Raw genomic sequence first — 19,963 nt, forward strand, 5'->3', positions numbered from 1 at the left:
AATTACACCCCGTCAAGCCAACTCTTTATTACACCCGCGTTTTTCAGCGGCACAGATACAGCTTCCGCAAGTTTTTCGTCCGTAACCACAAAAGCGGCTCTCAAGGGAACGTCCAGTTCCTCCGCCATTGTGAGCTTGGCCGGACACTTCATCACGGTTACGCCTTTTGCCTCTGCGAGGGCAAGTACTTTTTTAACAGTGTCCTCCGAAGCATCTTCAGGAATGAGCAGCAGCCTCACCAGTGATGACTCAAGCAGTTTCTCGCATTTAGAACTGCCGGCTGCCACAAGCCCTGCTCCCCTGCCTGATCTCAGCAGGGCAAAGAAATAGCCCGATGTAACGGAATATATTTCGTTCAGAAGCTGTGTGTATTCCTTCCTGTTTATGTTTTCCTTAAAACCTTTGGCGAAAAGATTTTTCTTCGCCGCCAGCTTAAGACATTCTCCGTCAAAGCAGAGGTAAACCCCGCGTCCGGGAAGTTTCCCTTTGCGGTCGTATATCGCCTTCCCTTCACCATCCGTCACAAAACGGAGCAGCTCATTCCTGCCTGCTGTCTTTCCGCAGGAGATGCATGAGCGTTCGGGGATTTCAGGCTTTTTAACGGTCTTCTTCTCCGTCTTTGCTTTCTTCTTCGTCAAGTTCTTCAAGCTCGCCTTCTTCAAAAACGCCTGCCTCTTCAAGTTTTGATGAGAGGTAATCTATGGCCTTGTTGATAAGCGCTACCCCTTCTTCTTCTGTTAACTCAAGACTCTCCGTCAGTTCGTCCGGCGTGGCGTTGGAGAGTTTTTCTATATCGTCTATACCGGCTTCAAGGAGCTCAGAGATAACTGAATCCTCAAGCCCTTCAAGGTTTTCAAGGTTGTAAAGCTCGTAGAAGTCCTTCATTTCCTGTTCCTGAGCAACGAGACGCTCTTTTCTTATCTCTGCGTATTCGCTCTCTTTCAGGACATCAATCCTCCAGTCGGTAAGTCTGGCGGCAAGCCTTACGTTCTGCCCTTTTTTACCGATTGCGAGTGAAAGCTGGTCATCGGGAACCACAACCTCTATAGTTCCTTCATCCTCAAATACGTTTGTAAGAACCACTTCCGCAGGGGAAATTGCGTTGCACACAAAGCGCACAGGATCCGGAGACCATTCCACAACGTCTATCTTCTCGCCTCTGAGCTCATGGCTGATGGAGTTGATTCTCGAACCTTTAAGACCAATGCACGCACCAACGGGGTCTATATTGCTGTTCTGGCTGTAAACAGCTACTTTCGCCCTGTCGCCGGGTTCTCTTGCAACGGATTTGACATCTATTATCCCTTCAAAAACTTCGGGGATTTCTGTTTCAAAAAGTTTTCTCATAAACTCAGGGTGAGTTCTGGAAAGCACAAGCTGCGGCCAGCCTTTGTGCGTTTTAATATCAAGCAGAAGAGCGCGCACATAGTCGCCTCTGTTGAAATAGTCGCCTGCCATCATCTCCCTGCGGGGAAGAATAGCCTCGGTTTTGCCTATGCTCACCGTAAGCAGGTCTCTGTCGGCTTTGAGGAGGGTTCCGTTTACTATGTCGCCTTTTTTATTGTTGAACTGATCAAAAACAACCTGACGTTCAGCATCACGGAGCTTTTCAAAAAGCTTCTGCTTCGCAACAAGCGCAGCCTGCCTGCCGAGGTCATCCAGAGTCACGGAAACCATAAGCACATCGCCAAGCTGGGGGTTTTCTTTATATTTTGCGGCTTCGTCCATATCTATTTCAAACCATTTGTTGGTTACGTCCTCGCTGACTTCTTTCGGAACAAGTATCTCTATATGTCCTCTGTCAAGATCCACAACCACATCCGGTTCAAGGTATTTTCCTATTTTTCTGCCAACAGCCGCAACTATCGCCTCTTTCAGAGCTTCAGCGAGAATTTCCCTTGAAACCCCTTTTTCACGACCCAGTTTATCGGCAACCTTAGCAAGTTCCCTTATCATTGCTCCTCCTAAAAATCGAGCTGTAAAACCGCTTTCGCGATATTGTCCAGCTTTATGCAGAATTCTTTATTTTCTTTTTCAACGAACAGCTTAACAACGCCGTTCTCCACACCGGTAATGGTTCCGGTGTAGCTTTTACGCCCCGTATCATCCTTTTCTTTGGCTGTGACTTTGCAGATTTTTCCGGAGAACTTGAGGAAGTCCTTCTCGCTGCGGAGCGGCCTTTCAAGTCCGGGAGTGGAGACCTCGAGGCTGTAGCCGTCATAGGGGATAAAATCCGCTTCGTCCAGCCATTTTGAAATGCGTCTGCTTATTTCAGCACACTCGTCAAGTCCGGGCAGACAGTCCTCCCTGTCGATGACAATACGAAGGGTTCTGCCTGTTTTTTCCCGCCTGAAAGTTACATCAAAAATATCCACGCCTATCTCTTTAACGATAGGCACAAGCGCGTTTCTGACTTTGGACGAAATATCTTTCTCTATAAAATTACCCATATAAACAGCTACAAAAAAATTGGTGGGATAACTCCCACCGCTAATTTAACTACCACAATTTAAATTTCAATGCAAGATATTTTGACTCTGTGCGGGTTACAGATGAGAAGTGAGTTTATATGCTGTAAACAGTGCAGTTTTTTTCCGACAGTTTTTCGAGAAGCCGCGCAGGAACCGAAGCATCCTCACAGCCGTGTCCGCCCAGATGTATTCCGGGCTTGATCCTTTCACCGTGAAAGTCGCTTCCTGCTGTTGCAATAAGGTTTTTTTCTTTCGCAAACCGGAGATACTCCGCTCTTTGCTGCGCATTATGATATGTGGAATATATCTCAATCCCTTCCACTCCGTCTATGAAAAGCTCCATGATTTTGCCTTGCGGGTAAAGCCCCGGATGCGCCACAGACAGTACAGATTTATCTGAAAGCACGGCAACACATTTTCGGTAATCAAGCAAACTCACATCAACATAGGCTCTGCCGCCTTTAAAAAAGTAGTCGAAATAGAAATTGGTATATGGCGAGCCTGATTTAGCACCGCTGAGATAAGGTTCAAGCTCAGGAAGATTTTCCTCATACTCCGCCAGCACCCGCAGAAATGTCACGCCCGAAGGGGTTTTCCCTGCGGCGGCTTCAATAACCCTGTCAAAATCCACTTTCATACCTATGCTCCTGAGCTTATCTGTGCGCAGCCTCGCCTGATTCAGCCTGTTTGCGGCAAATTCATCCAGAAGCGCTGCCAAGTCACCGTCATCAGGATCTATGCCGTAAGGAATAAGGTGTATTTCCGTATCATCGTGATAAGTTGAAAGCTCCACAGCGGGGATAAACAGAGTGCTTCCGTCACCGTCCCTGAAAGAAAGCATTTCGCGCACGGAGGAAACAGTATTGTGATCTGTTATGGAAAAAAGAGAGTAATCACGTGAACGCAGAACGGCGTATACATCCAAAGGAGACAATACACCGTCCGAACTGTGACTGGTGTGTATATGCAGGTCGAATTGATGGATAGTTCGCAGATCGGGACATCCTGTCCGGCTGCTCACACGCTCGCGGCGGGATAAACCCTCCTTCGCTTCGCACGGCGCAACCCCTTCCATGGGGTTGTGGGACTCAGACTGATGGATAGTTCGCAGACCGGGACATCCTGTCCGGCTGCTCACACGCTCGCGCCGCTTGGAAAGCGGCTTCGCTTCGCACGGCGCAACCCCTTCCTTGGGGTTGTGGGACTCAGACTGATGGATAGTTCGCAGATCTAGACATCCTTTACCGCTTCGCAAGCAAGTCTCCTTAAACGTCATTCTGAACCCGAAGGGTGAAGAATATCAAAAACTGAACAAGCAGGCGGCTTGAGGATTCTTCGTTAAAGATCAGAAAATCCTCCCCAGCCCTCCTTTCAAAAGGAGGGAGTTTGCCTTTACCGACAATAACATCCCTCTTAACAAGCCAAGATCGTCACTGCGAGGAGCCGAGGCGACGAAGCAGTCTCTTAAAATATACTGAGAGATTGCTTCACCTTTCCAAGGTTCGCAATGACATATTAAAACTGATAACCCGCGTTAAACGCTGCAAGGTTCATGTCTGAGTTAATATCGCCGTATCTACTTCCTGTGATACGGCTGAAACCGCTCGCGGCGGGATAAACCCGCCTTCGCTTCGCACGGCGCAGCCCCTTCCATGGGACTGCAGGGAAGAATCTTAAAACTGATAACCTGCGTTAAACGCTGCAAGGTTCATGTCAACTGTTTTGGGCGGAACCTTTTTGGAGATCACGGTGCGCCAGAGATCCGCATCAAAGGGAAGCAGTGCTGCAAGCTTGCCCAGCATAACCATTCCCGCAACTTTTGAGTTGCCAATGGCAGTCGCGGTTTTCATGGCATCTATCTCAAAAACCTCTTTAAAAGCTTTTTTAGTCTCCTCGGTCTGCTCGGCAGGGTAAGTTTCCTGACCGCCCGCAACAGAAGGGGGATAAATGCGGTATTTGTTTACCACCAGCGATGTGTTTTTCCCCGCATATTCGGGATAACGCAGAAACTCCATATTCTCGAAAGAGATAACAATATCTGCCTCACCCACCGGGATAACGGGCGAAAGCACCTTAGCCCCGATGCGCACATGGGAAACCACGCTGCCGCCCCTCTGCGCCATGCCGTGGATTTCGCTTTTTTTAACATCCGCGTCACCCGCAAGGGCAACATCGCAGACTATATCGCTTGAGAGAACAGTTCCCTGTCCCCCCACACCTATCATTAATATATTAATATCTTTCATAATTATCCCCTTTGATGAATAGCGTTAAACCTGCATACCTTAACGCAGAGTTCGCAGCCTGTGCAGAGGGTTTCATCTATGAACGCCCTTTTCTCTTCCTTGTTCCAGAGGATAGCGGGACAGCCGAGCCTTGTGCAGATTGTGCAGCCGGAGCAGTTGTTCACATCCACATAGAAAGGAGGCTTGATCACGCTTCTGTCTGCGAAAATGCAGGGTTTATCAGTCACGATAACACTGAGTTCCTCTTTTGCGGTTTCCTCTTTCAGAACCTTTATGCATTCATCAGGGTCAAAAGGGTTCACTGTTCTTATATTCTTCACTCCCATAGCCTCAAGAAGCTTGGGGAAGTTTATCTTCTGGGTCGGTGCGCCTTTGATGGTGCAGCCTGTTCCGGGGTTAGGCTGGTGACCTGTCATTCCGGTGATGCTGTTGTCCAGAATGATAACCGTGGATGTTCCGGCGTTGTAAACAGAGTTTAAAAGACCGTTTATACCCGTGTGAAAGAAGGTTGAATCACCAATAACCGCAACGGATTTTCTCGCCAGTGCACCGTCAGTGGCTTTGTCCATTCCGTGCGCCATAGGGATGCTCGCCCCCATGCACACTGTGGAGTTAATGGCGCTAAGAGGCGGCAGAAGACCAAGGGTGTAGCAGCCTATATCACCCGCGGCGAAAAGCTTAAGCTTAGCTATGGCATAAAACATGCCCCTGTGCGAACAGCCCGGACACATATTGGGCGGGCGCGCCGGAAGCTGTCTGGGATCAAAAGCAGGTTCCCTGACGCTTTTTCCGAAAAGCTTTCTCACCTCATCCACGGAAAGCTCACCGCAGACGCTTCTGTTCAGAGGCTCAACCTCTATTCCCGCCGCTTTAAGCTCGTTCTCGATGAATCTGTCAAGCTCTTCAACAACATAAAGCTTCTTAACCTTTTCAGCGAAGCGCTTTATCTTCTCAAAGCATATCGGATAAACCATCTCAAGTTTAAGGATGGATGCTTCGGGCATGGCTTCCTTGACATAGTGATATGTCACTCCGGCGCAGATTATGCCTATCTCCTCACTGCGGAACTCCACAGGGTTAATAGTGAGCCTGCCGGTGTCCGCACAGTCAGAGAGCTTATCAAGTCTGTTTTCAACAATCTTGTGGCGCACTCTGGCATTGGCGGGAACCATAACCCATTTTTTTATATCATTTTCCGGTTCAAATATCGGAGGGGTGTTTCTGGCTTTGAGGGCAACAACCGATTTACTGTGGGAAATCCTTGTACATGAACGCACAAGAACGGGAGTACAGTATTTCTCGGACACTTCAAGGGCGATGCCGATGAAGTCCTTGGCTTCCTGACTGTCTGCGGGCTCAAGCATGGGAACCTTCGCCAGACGTGCATAATGCCTGCTGTCCTGCTCGTTCTGGGAGCTGAACATATTAGGATCATCCGCAACCACGATAATCAGACCGCCGTTTACGCCGGTGTAGGAGACAGTCATCAGCGGATCGGCCGCAACATTAAGCCCCACATGCTTCATACAGGTCATGGCGCGTCTTCCCGCGAGGGATGCACCTATAACCGTTTCAAGGGCAACCTTCTCATTAGTTGCCCATTCGCTGTATATTTCATCATACTGAGCCACATGCTCGGTAATCTCGGTACTGGGCGTTCCGGGGTAGGAGCTGACAACCTTCACCCCGTATTCATACGCTCCTCTGGCAAACGCCTCGTTTCCGCTTAAAACTTCCTTCATTTAGCTTTCCCACCTTTTAACCATTTCATAAAGCTCGTTTTCGGGGTATTTGGAGCCGAACTCCTCAAGAAGCTTAGCCTTTTCATCGCCCTGAGCGGCAAGGACGGCTCTGTAATACCAGAGAGGCTTCATGCTGCCTGATGTGATGTAGGCCTTGGGGTCCACATCCTTGGAACCGAGGTCGAAAGCAAGCCCCTTGGCAAGCTCGCCCAGTTCACCGGTTACCGCAACAAGGGTTTTCTGCGCATCGGGCAGGTTGTTGCCGGCTTCTATTATTCCGGCCTTAAGATATATATAGTTTTTTGATGATGACTTTTTATCACCGAGGGCTTTGAAGCTTGCGAGGCTCTCCGCGCTGGCGTTTCCGGTTATCATTTTTGTTTCGGCTGCTGCTATTTCGGTATCCGCTCTCTCGGAGTTCACCGCCAAAATCTGGCGCACTGTATAAGCTGCCACAAAAACAAGCAGGCACGCGCCCACAACAATCACTATTTTTTTGTAATTCTGAAACATAAAGTCTTCGACTTTATCGATCGGCACTTCCTGAACGGGCTGTTTTCTCTTCCTGACCACCTTAGCCTCCCAGTTTTCTTAAAAAAAGTTTTTTATTATTTTCAAAAACTTCTGCCGCCTGCTCTTTGCTGAGTCCGGTGCCCAGAAGTATTCTTTCCGCCTGTTCCGCACTCACCGCATCTCCGGGAGCGTGAAAATCGTTATTAATCACAAGTGATGCACCGTTCTCCAGAGCTGTTTTCGCCACATATCCGTTGGAGAGGGAGTGCCCCTTCCTCGTGGTTATTTCAAGGTGAACGCCCTTTTCCGCCGCAAGCCTGCAAAGCTCCGCGGAGATAAGACCCGGATGCGCCAGAATGTCCGCCCCGGCTTCAATAGCCGCCTTGTTGGTTCCATCTGAAACCGGTTCAGTGAGTGTTTCACCGTGAACCACAACAATATCCGCGCCGAAGCGTCTGGCCTCGTCAACAAGCCTTGCCACGGATGAAGGCAGAACATGGGTAAGCTCAACCCCTGCAAGCACCTTAAACTCAGGTGATTCCCTGTTGAAGCGCTCCTTGAACCGAAGCAGGTTTTCAAGCACGAAAAGCAGGTTGGAGTCATCCGCATGGTCAGTGAATGCCATACCGCCGTAACCGGCCTTCTCTGCCCTGCGCGCAGATTCGGCAGGGACAAGAACTCCGTCGCTGAAAACCGTGTGGGTGTGCAGATCATACATCCGCATAGTATGCCCCCTGTTTTATATCACAAAACTTTACTTTGCAAGGAAACGCTTAACCGCTTCTACGGCCTCGTAAGGGTCGTCCTGCATCTGTATAAGATCAAGGTCGGAAGGATGGATAAAACCTTTTGAGAGCATGCTCTCCTTAACCCAGTCCAGCATGCCTTTCCAGTAGTCGCTGCCCATCATTATGATGGGGAAAGGCTTTATTTTCCTCGTCTGGATAAGTGTAATTGCTTCAAAAAGCTCATCCAGTGTACCGAAACCGCCGGGCATTATTATAAATGCACGTGAATACTTCACCAGCATAACTTTACGGACAAAGAAATAGTTGAAGGATATGCTTATGTTAGTGTAAGGGTTAGGCTTCTGCTCATAGGGAAGTTCGATGTTGCAGCCAACGGAGCGTCCGCCTTTTTCAAAGGCTCCTCTGTTTGCCGCTTCCATTATTCCGGGACCGCCGCCTGTCATAACAGCTATGCCTTCATCCGCAAGAAGCCTTCCCACCTTGCGGGCCAGTTCATAGTCGTAGTCCCCTTCCCTGACACGGGCGGAACCGAAGACTGTGGCACATGAGCCCACCTTGGAGAGGGTTTCGAATCCTTCCACAAACTCGGCGAGGATTTTAAACACACGCCAGGTATCGCCAACCTTCATATCGTCTATGAGGTACTGAAGTCCGTTGAGATTAAGTTCACCGTTATTCAATTCAATCACCCTCTCTGTTTTGTAAACCGTACTGTTTTTGACTGATAAAAAATATAATAATTCATTTTTGCAAAAGCTTCAAAGAAAAACATTTCCTGTTCATAACCTGATAAATATACTGCCCGTTTTTATCAGTTCTGCGCAAACTTTATTGCTGTTAAAAGGTCATTCCCATGCGAGCCACAGACAGCCGTTGCTTTCTTTCCTGTTTCCCGGCGCGTTCTGTTTGTGTTAATATGCTTTAATTAATGACAAAAAGGTGACCTACAATGATGAAAAAAGCTGCGGCAGCCGCTTTCTGTTTTTCCTTTGCTTTTTCCGCCCATGCCCTTACGCTGGATGAGGCGGTAAACAAGGCGCTTGCGAACAACCACGAGATAACCGAATACAGATACCTCACCGAACAGAAGGAGAATCAGGTAAGCACCGCGCGCTCACCGTTTCTCCCTCAGCTTGATGCCTCATACGGCTACCAGCGCTCAAATGAGGACAACAAATACGGCTCAGGCAAAAATCAGGCCTCCAGTGCGGATGTGACAGTGAGCTACAACCTTTTCAGAGGCGGAGCGGACAGCCTGAACCTCAGGGCGGCGAAATCATCGCTTGAGGCACAGAAATTCATGGAAGAGAGCATAAGGGCTGATGTTGTGCTCAATGTGAAAAAAGCTTTTTTCAGTGTTTTACAGGCCAAAAAGGATGTGGAGGCGGCGAAGGAGAGCGTTGCCCTTCTTGAAAGCCAGCTTAAGGATGCAAGGCTCACCTATGAAGTGGGAATATCACCCAAAAATGAGGTGCTGAAAGTCGAGGCGGAGCTCGCTTCCCAGAAACAGGCGCTGCTGCAGGCTCAGAGCGCTGAAAATACTGCTGTTTTTGAGCTTGAAAGGCTGATGAACGAAAACATTCCGGCGAACGAGGCTTATCAGGATTTCACTGAGCCGGAGCGCATGGAAATGAACTCCGCTTCGCTTTTTGACAGCCTCAAAACCAACAGAAGCGAACTGAAATACGTCCGTGAGCTTGTGAAGGCGCAGAACTATTCCGCAGATGCAACCAGACGCGGCGGTCTGCCCTCTGTCAGTGTGTCGGCTTCCTATAACTCATACGGTGATGATGCCAAACCAGCAGACAGGGAAAGCTCATATGATGACGAAGTGATCTTCGGCGCTTCCGCAACATGGAGCATTTTTGACGGCAACGCCCGCAGAAGCACTGCGGCAGCGGAAAAGTCATATGCTATGTCCTTGAAACATCAGGAGCTTAAGACCACAGCCCAGATGAAATACCAGCTTGAAAACGCCCTTGAGCAGTACTCTCTGGCAACAGGCAGCCTTGCAGTAGCTGAAAAAGAGGTGGAATCAGCGGAAGAGAACTACCGCATAACCGAAAGCCAGTACAAGCAGCGCGTAACCACCGCCACTGACCTTCTTGACGCACGTGTTATGCTCACCAGAGCAAGAAACAACTATAACAAGGCGCTGTATGATATTTATAAGGCAATGGCAGAAATAGAAAGGGTTGTGGAACAGCAGGTGTTCTGAAAGATTCTTCATCAGGACAGGTCATTCTGAACGCAGTGAAGAATCTCTCATTCTGCAATGAATAGGGATTCTTCGGCTAAAGCCTCAGAATGACCGGAATACCCTTACTGTATAACATCCCCAAGTTTGAAGATCGGCAGATACATTGCAATGATTACGAAGCCTACTGCGCCGCCCACAAAAAGCATAAGGAAGGGTTCTATAAGCTTGGTAAGCCCTTCCACCGCCCTGTCAACCTCATCGTCATAAAAGTCTGCTATTTTCTGGAGCATCAAATCAAGGGAGCCTGTTTCCTCGCCCACTGAGATCATCTGGATAACCATTGACGGAAAAACGCCCGATTTCTCCAGAGGTTCAACGATTGTTTTACCTGATTCTATATCCCTTTTACTGTCCAGAAGCGCTTTTTCTATAACCTTGTTGCCGCTGGTTTTCGCAACAATATCAAGGGCATCAAGAATGGAAACACCGCTTGAGAGCAGGGTTCCGAATGTGCGTGAAAACTTGGCCACCGCAACCTTGCGTATAAGATCCCCTATTTTCGGTATCCGCAGGAAAATCTGATCCAGCTTATACCGCCCTGCGGGTGAGCGCGTATAGGTAAGTTTCAGCACCGTAAAGCTGACTATAATAGTCGCAAAGATAAGCCCGCCGCCGTACCACTTGCTCAAAAAGTCGCTTATGGCTATGGCAAGCTGAGTAAGAGCCGGGAGCTCACCACCGAACCCCTCATACATCTCTTTGAACTTGGGAATAATGAAAACCATAAGGCCGTAAACAACGGCAATCGCCACGATCAGAACCACAGTCGGGTATGTCATGGCGGCTTTTACCTTTCTTCTCAGCGATATAGCCTTTTCCAGATAGTTGGCCAGCCTGTCCAGAATTGAATCCAGCAGACCGCCCGCCTCACCTGCTGCGATCATATTCACATACAGTTCGCCGAAGTCATTTTTATATTTTCCCAGAGCCTTATTGAACTCCGAACCTGTTTCTATTCCGCCTTTGACATCCACAAATATCTTGCGCATGCGTTTCTTGGATGCCTGAGTGGCTATGATGTCCAGAGCCTTCACAATGGGCAGCCCGGCATCAATCATAACGCTAAGCTGCCTCGTGGAGATGAGTATATCCTCATCATTAACCTTTTCGGGCAGACCTATCTCAACCTTGCTGAGATCACGCTTAATCTCACGTACTACTATCCTGCGGTTTTTCAGCAGTTCCGTTGCCTGCTGCTTGTTGTCCGCCTCAATTATACTCTGAATAGGCTGACCGCCTGGGTCTGTGCCTCTGTATTTGTAAACAGCCATGAGTCCTACCTTCTCTTTCTGGGGCCGCCAGCCCTGTCGATAAGCTGCCTTACCTCATCAGGGTAAACGGCGCGGTTAACCGCATCCTCGTATGTGATAAGCCCTCTGCTGTAGTTCTCAAACAGTGACTGACTCATGGTCTGCATGCCGTGTTCTGACTGGCCGGACTGCATCATGGAGTAAACCTGATGAAGCTTGTCCTCTCTGATAAGGTTGCGTATGGCGGAGTTGGGAACCATAACCTCGCAGCACATAACACGCCCCTTGCCGTCTGCCCTTTGTATAAGCTGCTGAGATATGACACCCTCAAGCACAAAGGAGAGCTGGGCCCTGATCTGCGGCTGCTGATGCGGGGGGAAAACATCTATAATACGGTTGATTGTCTGCACGGCGCTGTTGGTGTGGAGGGTTCCGAAGGTGAGGTGTCCTGTCTCGGAAACAGTGAGTGCCGCCTCTATGGTTTCAAGGTCTCGCATCTCGCCGATGAGAACAACGTCCGGATCCTGACGGAGAATGTATTTCAGCGCATTGCGGAACGATTTTGTATCCGCATGAAGCTCTCTCTGGTTCACAGTCGCCTTTTTATGCACATGAACATACTCTATGGGATCTTCCACAGTCACAATATGCACAGGGTCTTCTGTGTTTATTTTGTCTATCATGGATGCCAGTGTGGTTGATTTACCGCTGCCCGTGGGGCCGGTAACAAGAATGAGTCCTCTCGGTTTATCGCAGAGTGACCTCACCACAGCGGGCAGGTGAAGCTCGTCAAAGGTGAGTATTTTATATGGAATCCGGCGGAAAGCGGCGGCTATTGCGCCCCTCTGCATGAAGAAGTTTGCCCTGAAACGGCTGACGCCTTTAAGCCCGAAGGACAAATCAAGCTCCCAGTCCTCCTCAAGCCTCTGCTTCTGCGCCTCGGTGAGTATGCTGTAGCAAAGCTGCTTGGTCTCGTTGGGCTTCATGGGCTCGCCCTCGATTCTCACCAAGTCGCCGCTGACACGGTATGTGGGGGGTGTGCCCACTGTTATATGCATATCGCTTGCGTCAAGCTCCACCATTTTGGAAAGAAGTTCCTGAAGGCTGTACATTTCCTATCCTCCGAAATCAGTCGGTGAAGGTGACTCTTACCACCTCTTCCACCGTGGTTATGCCGCTCTTTATCTTTTCAAGACCGCTGCGTCTTAATGATATCATACCGTCGCCGAGTGCCGCTCGCTTAATTTCGCCTGCGTTTGCTCCGCGGAGTATGCATTCTCGTATATTTTCCGTAATTTCCATTACTTCGTAAAAGGCAACCCTGCCCTTATAGCCTGTTCCGCCGCATTTTTCACAGCCTTTGCCTTTATGCGCCCTGAATGTGCCTATCTCATCCTTTCTGAAACCTATGCTTAACAGAGCTTCGGGCGGAAGATCGATCTCCTCTGTGCATGACTGGCAGATCCTTCTAGCCAGCCTCTGGGCAAGGATAAGGTTTGTGGAGGAAGCCACGAGGAAAGGCTCTATCCCCATATTGAGAAGCCTGTTGATTGTACTGGGCGCATCGTTGGTGTGAAGAGTGGAAAGCACAAGGTGTCCGGTGAGCGCCGCTTTGATGGCTATCTCCCCTGTTTCATAGTCCCTTATCTCCCCGACCATTATGATGTCCGGGTCCTGACGGAGAAATGAACGGAGAGCGGCTGCGAAGTTGAGACCTATCTCATCCTTCATCTGCACCTGATTAACGCCGAAGAGGTTATATTCCACGGGATCTTCTGCGGTCATAATATTTACGTCCTCGTTGTTGAGGCGGCTGAGTGCCGAGTAAAGCGTGGTGGATTTGCCGCTGCCCGTAGGCCCGGTTACAAGCACCATGCCGTAGGGGCTTTCTATTGCCTTTATAAGCCTGTCCAGAGATTCCCTTTCGAATCCCAGCTTCTCCATATCAAGCTGGAGGTTGCTTTTGTCCAGAAGACGGATAACCACCTTCTCCCCGAAGAGAACAGGAAGTGTCGAAACCCTCATATCTATGGTGATAGAGCCCAGCCGCAGCTTGATACGTCCGTCCTGCGGAAGTCTGCGTTCGGCTATGTCCAGATCGGCAAGAATTTTTATACGCGAGATAACCGCGTCCTTTATGCTTTTCGGTGGGTTCATAAGTTCCTGAAGAACACCGTCCACCCTGAGCCGGACACGGAACTCCTTCTCATAGGGCTCTATATGAATATCCGAGGCTCCTTTTTTCACAGCCTCGTGCATGATGTGGTTAACAAGCTTGACAATGGGGGTGTCTTCAATATCTCGGCGGAGCTGTTCAAGAGCCACATTGCTCTCCTCCACAGTCTCTATCTCAAGATCATCCATGTCAAAATCGCCGATCTCCCTCATAAGATCGGTTCTGCTCTCCTCGTCCTTCTCCTGACGCTTGCGGAGAAACTCATTCATCATGGATTCCACTGTTACATAAGGCTCCATGTTAAAGCCTGAAACAAAGCGGAGCTCCTCAAGTGCATATGCGTTGGAAGGGTCGGTTATGGCTACTTTCAGGGTTTTTCCCTGTCTGGCGAAGGGGACAACGTTGTATTTTTTGCAAAGGTCGGTGGAGAGAGCGTCCGAAGCGGACTGGTCTATCTCTATCTCGGAAATATCAACATAGGGCACACCGTACTGCCTGCTCAGGAGCTTTGCTATGGACAGTTCATCCACATAGCCCATATCAATAAGAATAGTACCGAGCCTGCCGCCTTTGCCTATCTGATGCTCAAGGGCTTTTTCAAGCTGCTCCTGAGTGATCAGATTTTCCTGAATAAGCATGCTGCCAAGCTTGGTGCTCTTCCTGACGGTGTTCAATTAGCGGCTCCGCACAGTTTTATTAGTTCCGGCATATCAATACAGGCTTTTTTGTCCGTCCAGATTTCAAATGCCTTATGAGCCTGATGAACAAGCATTGAAAAGCCGTTTACCGTCTTGCACCCGCTGTTTTCATAACATTTCAGAAAAGGTGTAACCCACGGTTTATATTGCAGATCAACTGCTGCCTGCGTACATTTTATTTTGCTCATATCAGCAAAAGGCGAACCATCCAGCCCTATGGAAGTGGCATTAATTACCGAATCAAATACCGCTTCCCTGCTGATATAATTATAATCACATATTTCTGCATTGTCAAAATTAAGAAATTTCAAAATTTTTTCAGCTTTTGCCGTATCTCTGTTAACAACTGTGAGTTTAATATTTCTGAAATCTTTTAAACAGCGCAGAACAGCCTTCGCAGCGCCGCCGCAGCCAAGCATAAGCACTTTTGAACCTGTGAAATCAAGCTTGTTTTCCCGCAGCGTTTCTGCGAATCCGTGAACATCAGTGTTAAAGCCCTTCGCACGTCCTTCCTCAAAAAGTACAGTGTTTACAGCCCGGAGGTCATCCGCCAAAGGGTCAAGCTCATTCATAAAGCTTATCACGTCCTCTTTGTAAGGCACTGTGACGTTAACCCCTCTGAACCGGAACTTTTTTAATGTATCAAAAACTTCCGGCAGCTTATCTTTTGAAGGGGTTTCAAAGCAGACATATCCGCCGTTGATTCCGGCGGATATAAGAAAACGTGAATGAAGAGACGGGGAAAGTGTATGGGATAAAGGGTTTCCTATGAGTCCGAGATTAAGATACATTTTCAGAGCCCGGTTTGCCATCTTTGTCAAAGGGTTCCAGAATCCCGGCGGAAATAATGTATTTTACCCCTTCTTCAACGGGTATTTTCAGTTCTATAAGCTCGCATTTGGGTATGATGAGGACAAAGCCGGATGTAGGGTTCGGCGTAGTTGGTATGAACACGCTCACGCAGTCCTGCCCTGTTGCTTTTGTGAAAAAGTCGGAAGCATCCTTAGTGATGAACCCCATACTGTAAATCCCTTTGCGCGGGTATTCCACCAGAATGACCTTTTTAAAGTTGTTTCCGCCTGCATTCTGAAAGGTATCAACAATCTGGCGCATTATGCCGTATACGCTTTTGGCAAACGGAATCTTTGAGACGAAGACCTCAAGCAGGTTAAAAAACTTTTTGCCCACATAATGCTTCGCCACAAGCCCTATGCAGAGTATGGCAAGAAGAATGACCAGAAAAGAGAATAACTCCATAATATATCTGGGAATTACGAGGTCATACCTGATTACGAACATGTCGAAGTAAGGCAGAAGAAAGCCGGAGAACTTCTCAAATACGAAGCGGAGGAAATAAAATGTCACCACTATGGGTAAGCATGACAAAATTCCGGCTATGAAGGCGTTGCGCAAAAATATTCTGAATTTTTTCATAAAAAAGCATACGATAGGAAAATGAAGTTGTCTATATTTATCAAGTAAAAAAAATCACCATCCTTGGGATTTTTTTTACACACGCTCGCGCCGCTTAAAAAGCGGCTTCGCTGCGCACGGCGGACGGCGCTTCCTGCGCCGTTCGTTTACACTTCTTCTTTGTAGCCGTGTTTGAAGATCTGACGCTCAAGAAGTCTGTCGTACCCGCTCCATCCTGCGTCCAGAACCTCATCTTTAACAAAGATGGAGGAGAAGGTATTTATTTTGGCATCCATATCATCTATATGGTGAAGGATAAGCGCTTCCACAGTCTTCGGTTTTTTCGGTGAGCCGAACTCAAGAAAGCCGTGGTGGCTCGCTATCATATGGCATATGAGATCCTTAACCTCTTCGGGGAATCCATCGACTTTATCAGCAAGATTCCTGAAAAGCATAATACCCTGAATGAGATGTCCAAGAAGCTTGCCGCTGTTCGTGTAATCGAAACCGAGTTTTGAGTCAAGCTCTACAACCTTGCCCATATCATGGAAAAGAGCGCCGAAAAGCAGGTGCTCCGTATTGGCCTTCTCGCCGTAGTAATCACCCATCAGCACAGCAAGCTTCGCAACGCTTAGCGTATGCTCAAGAAGCCCGTTGACGTAAGCGTGGTGCACGGCTTTTGCTGCCGGGCTTTTCTTAAATTTATCAATCATTCTTTCATCAGAGAAAAACAGCCTGATAAAAGCTTTCAGATAATCTGTTTTCACCCTCTCATCCAGAAGATCCTTAAGTTCCTTAAGAAGCTTGTCCGCATCCAGACCGCTTGTTGGCAGGAAAAGCGACGGATCAGCATTCTCCTTTTTTTCCATCATGGTGATTTTAAGCTGAGTCTGCCCGGAATACTGCTGGAGAACACCCTCGACAGTCACAACATCGCCGCCTGCGGGTTCAAAAGCCAGCCTGTTGCTGTCAAACATTATGCCGTTGTGCCTTGTTCCTTCGCTGTCGTTCAGTACGAGGCGCAGGAAGGGTTTACCGTCCCTTGTTACGTTCTTGTTTATGTCAGTGAGCATAAAATCTTTTTTAATAGTAAGTTCCATTATTTACCGCCTACAGTTATCAAGGGAATACGCAGAGTGGGCTGTGCATCGGAAACAGGGACACCCTGCCCGCCTTTGCCGCAGGTTCCGATCCCGAAGCCGAGGTCTGTTCCCGCCATGTCTATACTCTGCATCACTTCCGGTCCGTTGCCCATAAGCGTGGCATTTTTGACCGGTCTGTCTATTTTTCCGTTTTTTATGATATAGCCTTCGGTTACTTCAAAAACGAAGTCGCCGTTGACTGTGTTTACCTGTCCGCCGCCCATATCAGCCACATAAATTCCGCTGTCGACTGATTTGATTATATCATCCGGCCTGTCATTTCCGGGGGCTATAAACGTATTTGTCATGCGTACTATGGGTTTATGTCTGTAGCTTTCCCTCCGGCCGTTTCCGGTGGGTGCTCCGCCGTTTTTGAGAGCGTACAGCCTGTCACGCATATAGCTTTTCAGTATTCCGTTTTCTATCAGAACATTGCGGGCAGCGTCCGTTCCTTCATCATCAAAAGGGATGTAGCCGCGTTTAGGTTTCAGCGTTCCGTCGTCTATCACGCTGATAATCGGGTTTGCAACCTGCATACCGATCTTATTTTCGTAAACGCTCATCCCCTCTTCCGCCAGATCAGCCTCAAGACCGTGCCCCACAGCCTCATGCACCATTGTTCCGCCGGCCTTGGAGGCAAGCACAACAGGCATTCTGCCTGCGGGAGCATAATCCGCAGCAAGGTTGTTCAGTGCCTTTCTCAGTGCTTCTTTGCCAACCGTTTCCGGCTCAAATCCGTCAAGCCCTTCCGCACCGAAAACACCGCCGAAGGATTCATACCCCGTCTGGAGATCATCACCGTCTTTGGCGACTGCATTAGCGTATATTGTTATATATGAAAGCTTTTTGGTCTTGTCATCACCAAGTGAGTTAATGATCCGCACATCCCTGAAAACATCACCGTAGAAAGCGCGAACCTGAACAGCCCTTTTATCCCCGTATGCCGCACGGCTTACGGTTTCGGCTATTTTTATCTTATCCTGCAAAGGGATTTGCTCGCAAGGCCTCTCGAAAGTGTAAACCGGGGCGGATTTTGTGAAATCAAGCACAGTTTCAGCGCCCTTTTCACCAAGAGCCGTGAGTCCGCAGGCTATTTCATCAAGTACATCAGGATCTGACGAGTTGGTATAGCCGTAGAAGGTTCTGCCGTTTCTGATGAGTCTGAGCCCGACACCGGCATCATCCTCACTGGAAAGCGTGTCAATTTTGCCGTCCTCGAAAACGATAATGCGCCGGAAGGAGCTCTCTATGAAAATATCCGCGTAATCCCCGCATGAGGCGAGTTTTTTAAGTATGCGGGTGTAATCGGGAATTTTTACCAATTATCAACTTCCTCACTGAATTCCGTTCTGATGTCCGTAACGCCTATGCCTGTTTTGTTCAGTTCATCAAGCACTCTGAGCAGTTTTTCATAAACCGTGTCGGTGGAGTAGATAACCACATTCCCCTTGGCGCTGTCCAGTGTGCGGACTATGCCCAGCCCCTCGTATGAATCCACGAGGCTGTTTACCAGAAGAATGTTCTGCCTGTCCACATGGCACTTAACTTTTACGGTACGGGTCATCTGCAAATTCCATCAGAACAATTTCAACACCCTTAAGCTCATCCTGAAGCTCTTTTATGTCAAAGTTAAGGGCGTTTTCCAGATATATTTTGTTAAAGCCCGCATCTTTCACCTTTTCGGCGAATTTTGCGGGAGCAATTGAGTTAAAGTCAGTAACGAAGAAACCGTCCTCCTCAAAGAAGCCTGTGCTCCTGAGAAAAAGCCATTCCTCCTGTATAAACCTTCTCTCCTCAGCACTGAGGGCGGAAAGAACCCTGTTCAGACCGCCGTAATAGAAGAGATCAAGCTTGGCGGACATTCCTCTGCATTTGAGCTCTGCCACATTGTAATCTAGAAATGCGGGAAACAGCCCTTTGTTATGCAGACCGACCTTAGCCTTATTCATTTTCACCTGCCGAGAGGCTGTAGGTTTTCCTTACATTGTCCAGAATGCCGTTTACAAGCCCCGCTGCGGCTTCATCGCCGAATTTTTTGGTGAGTGTCACGAAGTCATCAAGTATGGCAAAATAAGGCGATTTACCGTCCAGAAGCTCATACAGGGCGACACGCATTATATTTTTCTCTATCTCGCCCATACGCTCAAACGTCCAGCCGTTTTTAAGGTATTTTTCTATCATGGCATCGCTGTCAGCGGCTTTTGCAGCGGCTCCGCGGAAAAGGCTCTCTGCGAAGTCCTTAACCTCCGGTTCCACAACACCAAGCGGCTGCCAGAAAGTAAGGGGAATCTGAGTCGGTGTTTCCCCTGTCATGCCGTAACGGTACATCATCTGAAACGCGTATTCACGCGCCTTTGTGCGTTTTGATTTATCAGCCAAGTTTATTGTCCTTAATAAGATTTACAAGTTCAAGCGCGCCCATTGCACAGTCCGCGCCTTTGTTTCCGCTTTTTGTTCCCGCTCTTTCCACTGCCTGTTCGATTGTATCTGTGGTGAGAACGCCGAAGATAACAGGCACACCAGTATCAAGGGAAACCTTGGCAACACCCTTTGAAACCTCTGCGGCTACAAAGTCGAAGTGAGGCGTAGCACCCCTGATGACAGCGCCGAGAGTGATAACCGCATCGTATTTCTTGGTAAGAGCAAGTTTCTGAGCCACAAGGGGAATCTCAAAAGCGCCGGGAACCTTGAACACATCGATGTCCTTCTCTGCGGTGTTGTGTCTCACAAGTGCGTCAACAGCGCCGCCGATAAGAGCCTGTGTAATGAAATCATTGAAACGGGAAGCCACTATGGCGAACTTAAACCCTTTTCCGTCATATTTTCCTTCTATAGCCTTGATCATAAGGAACTCCTTAGATGTTTAATTATATTTTATTCTGAATGCACACATTTCAAAGTAGAGACTCTTCGCATACGCTCAGAGTGACGTAGTAAACCATGTCATTGCGAACTCCAAAGGAGTGAAGCAATCTCTCAGCATGGAGAGACTGCCTCGTCAGGCTGTGCCTTCCTCGCAGTGACGCAGTAAAGCGTCATTCTGAGGCTTCTGCCGAAGAATCTCTCATTCTATAACATCAAACCGTATATGTCATTACTAACTCCAAAGGAGTGAAGCAATCTCTCAGCATGGAGAGACTGCCGCGTCAGGCTGTGCCTTCCTCGCAGTGACGCAGTAAAGCGTATTTATTACATCACAGATCCAGTTTATGCGTCTATACAATGATAGTTCGAAGCAACTACATCCTGTGTTGCTTCTCACACGCTCGCGCCGCTTAAAAAGCGGCTTCGCTTCGCACGGCG

21 protein-coding genes are annotated in these 19,963 nt (G+C 48.5%); 1 reads left to right on the forward strand and 20 read right to left on the reverse strand.

What is annotated here, in order from left to right:
* Window positions 1-2: 2 nt before the first annotated feature.
* The 9 genes from OSQ85_RS04280 to OSQ85_RS04320 form a co-directional block, all read right to left on the reverse strand.
* Window positions 3-647: a YlxR family protein gene (locus OSQ85_RS04280; RefSeq protein ID WP_265821543.1), complete on the reverse strand. Its 645-nt coding sequence runs from the start codon at window positions 645-647 to the stop codon at window positions 3-5.
* Window positions 598-1,956 carry a transcription termination factor NusA gene (nusA, locus tag OSQ85_RS04285; protein ID WP_265821545.1) on the reverse strand — a complete coding sequence of 453 codons (1,359 nt, stop codon included), beginning with the start codon at window positions 1,954-1,956 and terminating at the stop codon, window positions 598-600. Before nusA ends, OSQ85_RS04280 begins: the two co-directional genes overlap by 50 nt.
* A gap of 8 nt (window positions 1,957-1,964) precedes the next feature.
* On the reverse strand, window positions 1,965-2,450 hold the full coding sequence (locus OSQ85_RS04290) for a ribosome maturation factor RimP (protein ID WP_265821547.1): 486 nt from the start codon (window positions 2,448-2,450) through the stop codon (window positions 1,965-1,967).
* A 115-nt stretch (window positions 2,451-2,565) separates the two neighbouring features.
* Entirely contained in the window at window positions 2,566-3,726 is a 1,161-nt protein-coding gene (locus tag OSQ85_RS04295) for a PHP domain-containing protein (RefSeq protein WP_265821549.1), read from the reverse strand.
* A 418-nt stretch (window positions 3,727-4,144) separates the two neighbouring features.
* Window positions 4,145-4,717 carry an indolepyruvate oxidoreductase subunit beta gene (locus tag OSQ85_RS04300; RefSeq protein ID WP_265821551.1) on the reverse strand — a complete coding sequence of 191 codons (573 nt, stop codon included), beginning with the start codon at window positions 4,715-4,717 and terminating at the stop codon, window positions 4,145-4,147.
* Window positions 4,718-4,719: 2 nt separating this feature from the next.
* Entirely contained in the window at window positions 4,720-6,459 is a 1,740-nt protein-coding gene (iorA, locus tag OSQ85_RS04305; protein ID WP_265821553.1) for an indolepyruvate ferredoxin oxidoreductase subunit alpha, read from the reverse strand.
* The gene (locus OSQ85_RS04310) at window positions 6,460-7,032 is read right to left on the reverse strand and encodes a hypothetical protein (protein ID WP_265821555.1); all 573 of its coding nucleotides are present in this window, start codon (window positions 7,030-7,032) and stop codon (window positions 6,460-6,462) included.
* Between the two features lies 1 nt (window position 7,033).
* Entirely contained in the window at window positions 7,034-7,690 is a 657-nt protein-coding gene (locus OSQ85_RS04315; protein WP_407649312.1) for a histidinol phosphate phosphatase domain-containing protein, read from the reverse strand.
* A gap of 36 nt (window positions 7,691-7,726) precedes the next feature.
* Entirely contained in the window at window positions 7,727-8,401 is a 675-nt protein-coding gene (locus tag OSQ85_RS04320) for an LOG family protein (RefSeq protein ID WP_265821559.1), read from the reverse strand.
* Between the two features lie 269 nt (window positions 8,402-8,670).
* Between OSQ85_RS04320 and OSQ85_RS04325 the strand changes: the two genes are divergently transcribed.
* The gene (locus OSQ85_RS04325) at window positions 8,671-9,939 is read left to right on the forward strand and encodes a TolC family protein (protein ID WP_265821561.1); all 1,269 of its coding nucleotides are present in this window, start codon (window positions 8,671-8,673) and stop codon (window positions 9,937-9,939) included.
* Window positions 9,940-10,043: 104 nt separating this feature from the next.
* Here OSQ85_RS04325 and OSQ85_RS04330 read toward each other — a convergent pair whose 3' ends face one another.
* The 11 genes from OSQ85_RS04330 to ribH all read right to left on the reverse strand — a co-directional run bounded on the left by OSQ85_RS04330 (window position 10,044) and on the right by ribH (window position 19,502).
* Window positions 10,044-11,252, reverse strand: coding sequence for a type II secretion system F family protein (locus tag OSQ85_RS04330; RefSeq protein ID WP_265821563.1), 1,209 nt, complete (start codon window positions 11,250-11,252; stop codon window positions 10,044-10,046).
* A 5-nt stretch (window positions 11,253-11,257) separates the two neighbouring features.
* Window positions 11,258-12,343, reverse strand: a complete 1,086-nt coding sequence (locus OSQ85_RS04335) for a type IV pilus twitching motility protein PilT (protein WP_265821565.1) — start codon at window positions 12,341-12,343, stop codon at window positions 11,258-11,260.
* A 16-nt stretch (window positions 12,344-12,359) separates the two neighbouring features.
* A complete protein-coding gene (pilB, locus tag OSQ85_RS04340) occupies window positions 12,360-14,045 on the reverse strand; it encodes a type IV-A pilus assembly ATPase PilB (protein WP_407649314.1) in 1,686 nt (561 codons plus the stop codon).
* A 32-nt stretch (window positions 14,046-14,077) separates the two neighbouring features.
* Window positions 14,078-14,917 (reverse strand): shikimate dehydrogenase, encoded by an 840-nt coding sequence (aroE, locus tag OSQ85_RS04345; protein WP_265821567.1) that lies wholly within the window; start codon window positions 14,915-14,917, stop codon window positions 14,078-14,080.
* Window positions 14,886-15,539: a DUF502 domain-containing protein gene (locus OSQ85_RS04350; protein ID WP_265821568.1), complete on the reverse strand. Its 654-nt coding sequence runs from the start codon at window positions 15,537-15,539 to the stop codon at window positions 14,886-14,888. Before OSQ85_RS04350 ends, aroE begins: the two co-directional genes overlap by 32 nt.
* 146 nt (window positions 15,540-15,685) lie before the next feature.
* Complete coding sequence (locus OSQ85_RS04355) at window positions 15,686-16,618, reverse strand: 3'-5' exoribonuclease YhaM family protein (RefSeq protein WP_265821569.1); 933 nt, start codon at window positions 16,616-16,618, stop codon at window positions 15,686-15,688.
* Complete coding sequence (locus tag OSQ85_RS04360) at window positions 16,618-17,982, reverse strand: TldD/PmbA family protein (RefSeq protein ID WP_265821570.1); 1,365 nt, start codon at window positions 17,980-17,982, stop codon at window positions 16,618-16,620. Before OSQ85_RS04360 ends, OSQ85_RS04355 begins: the two co-directional genes overlap by 1 nt.
* Window positions 17,976-18,224 carry a DUF4911 domain-containing protein gene (locus OSQ85_RS04365; protein ID WP_265821571.1) on the reverse strand — a complete coding sequence of 83 codons (249 nt, stop codon included), beginning with the start codon at window positions 18,222-18,224 and terminating at the stop codon, window positions 17,976-17,978. The genes OSQ85_RS04360 and OSQ85_RS04365 overlap by 7 nt, the downstream gene beginning before the upstream one ends.
* Complete coding sequence (locus OSQ85_RS04370; protein ID WP_265821572.1) at window positions 18,202-18,609, reverse strand: hypothetical protein; 408 nt, start codon at window positions 18,607-18,609, stop codon at window positions 18,202-18,204. Before OSQ85_RS04370 ends, OSQ85_RS04365 begins: the two co-directional genes overlap by 23 nt.
* Window positions 18,602-19,039 (reverse strand): transcription antitermination factor NusB, encoded by a 438-nt coding sequence (nusB, locus tag OSQ85_RS04375; protein ID WP_265821573.1) that lies wholly within the window; start codon window positions 19,037-19,039, stop codon window positions 18,602-18,604. The genes OSQ85_RS04370 and nusB overlap by 8 nt, the downstream gene beginning before the upstream one ends.
* On the reverse strand, window positions 19,032-19,502 hold the full coding sequence (gene ribH / locus OSQ85_RS04380) for a 6,7-dimethyl-8-ribityllumazine synthase (protein WP_407649315.1): 471 nt from the start codon (window positions 19,500-19,502) through the stop codon (window positions 19,032-19,034). The genes nusB and ribH overlap by 8 nt, the downstream gene beginning before the upstream one ends.
* Window positions 19,503-19,963: the final 461 nt, after the last annotated feature.

Source organism: Geovibrio ferrireducens (assembly GCF_026226615.1).
Classification (GTDB): Bacteria; Chrysiogenota; Deferribacteres; order Deferribacterales; family Geovibrionaceae; genus Geovibrio; species Geovibrio ferrireducens.

What these genes read in the sequence shown, in the direction of transcription:
- OSQ85_RS04335 (WP_265821565.1), bottom strand. Translation starts at nt 12,343, where the DNA reads ATGTACAGCCTTCAGGAACTTCTTTCCAAAATGGTGGAGCTTGACGCA.
- nusA (WP_265821545.1), bottom strand. Translation starts at nt 1,956, where the DNA reads ATGATAAGGGAACTTGCTAAGGTTGCCGATAAACTGGGTCGTGAAAAA.
- pilB (WP_407649314.1), bottom strand. Translation starts at nt 14,045, where the DNA reads ATGCTTATTCAGGAAAATCTGATCACTCAGGAGCAGCTTGAAAAAGCC.
- OSQ85_RS04330 (WP_265821563.1), bottom strand. Translation starts at nt 11,252, where the DNA reads ATGGCTGTTTACAAATACAGAGGCACAGACCCAGGCGGTCAGCCTATT.
- iorA (WP_265821553.1), bottom strand. Translation starts at nt 6,459, where the DNA reads ATGAAGGAAGTTTTAAGCGGAAACGAGGCGTTTGCCAGAGGAGCGTAT.
- OSQ85_RS04290 (WP_265821547.1), bottom strand. Translation starts at nt 2,450, where the DNA reads ATGGGTAATTTTATAGAGAAAGATATTTCGTCCAAAGTCAGAAACGCG.
- aroE (WP_265821567.1), bottom strand. Translation starts at nt 14,917, where the DNA reads ATGGCAAACCGGGCTCTGAAAATGTATCTTAATCTCGGACTCATAGGA.
- OSQ85_RS04365 (WP_265821571.1), bottom strand. Translation starts at nt 18,224, where the DNA reads ATGACCCGTACCGTAAAAGTTAAGTGCCATGTGGACAGGCAGAACATT.
- OSQ85_RS04370 (WP_265821572.1), bottom strand. Translation starts at nt 18,609, where the DNA reads ATGAATAAGGCTAAGGTCGGTCTGCATAACAAAGGGCTGTTTCCCGCA.
- OSQ85_RS04315 (WP_407649312.1), bottom strand. Translation starts at nt 7,690, where the DNA reads ATGTATGATCTGCACACCCACACGGTTTTCAGCGACGGAGTTCTTGTC.
- OSQ85_RS04300 (WP_265821551.1), bottom strand. Translation starts at nt 4,717, where the DNA reads ATGAAAGATATTAATATATTAATGATAGGTGTGGGGGGACAGGGAACT.
- OSQ85_RS04325 (WP_265821561.1), top strand. Translation starts at nt 8,671, where the DNA reads ATGATGAAAAAAGCTGCGGCAGCCGCTTTCTGTTTTTCCTTTGCTTTT.
- OSQ85_RS04355 (WP_265821569.1), bottom strand. Translation starts at nt 16,618, where the DNA reads ATGGAACTTACTATTAAAAAAGATTTTATGCTCACTGACATAAACAAG.
- OSQ85_RS04350 (WP_265821568.1), bottom strand. Translation starts at nt 15,539, where the DNA reads ATGAAAAAATTCAGAATATTTTTGCGCAACGCCTTCATAGCCGGAATT.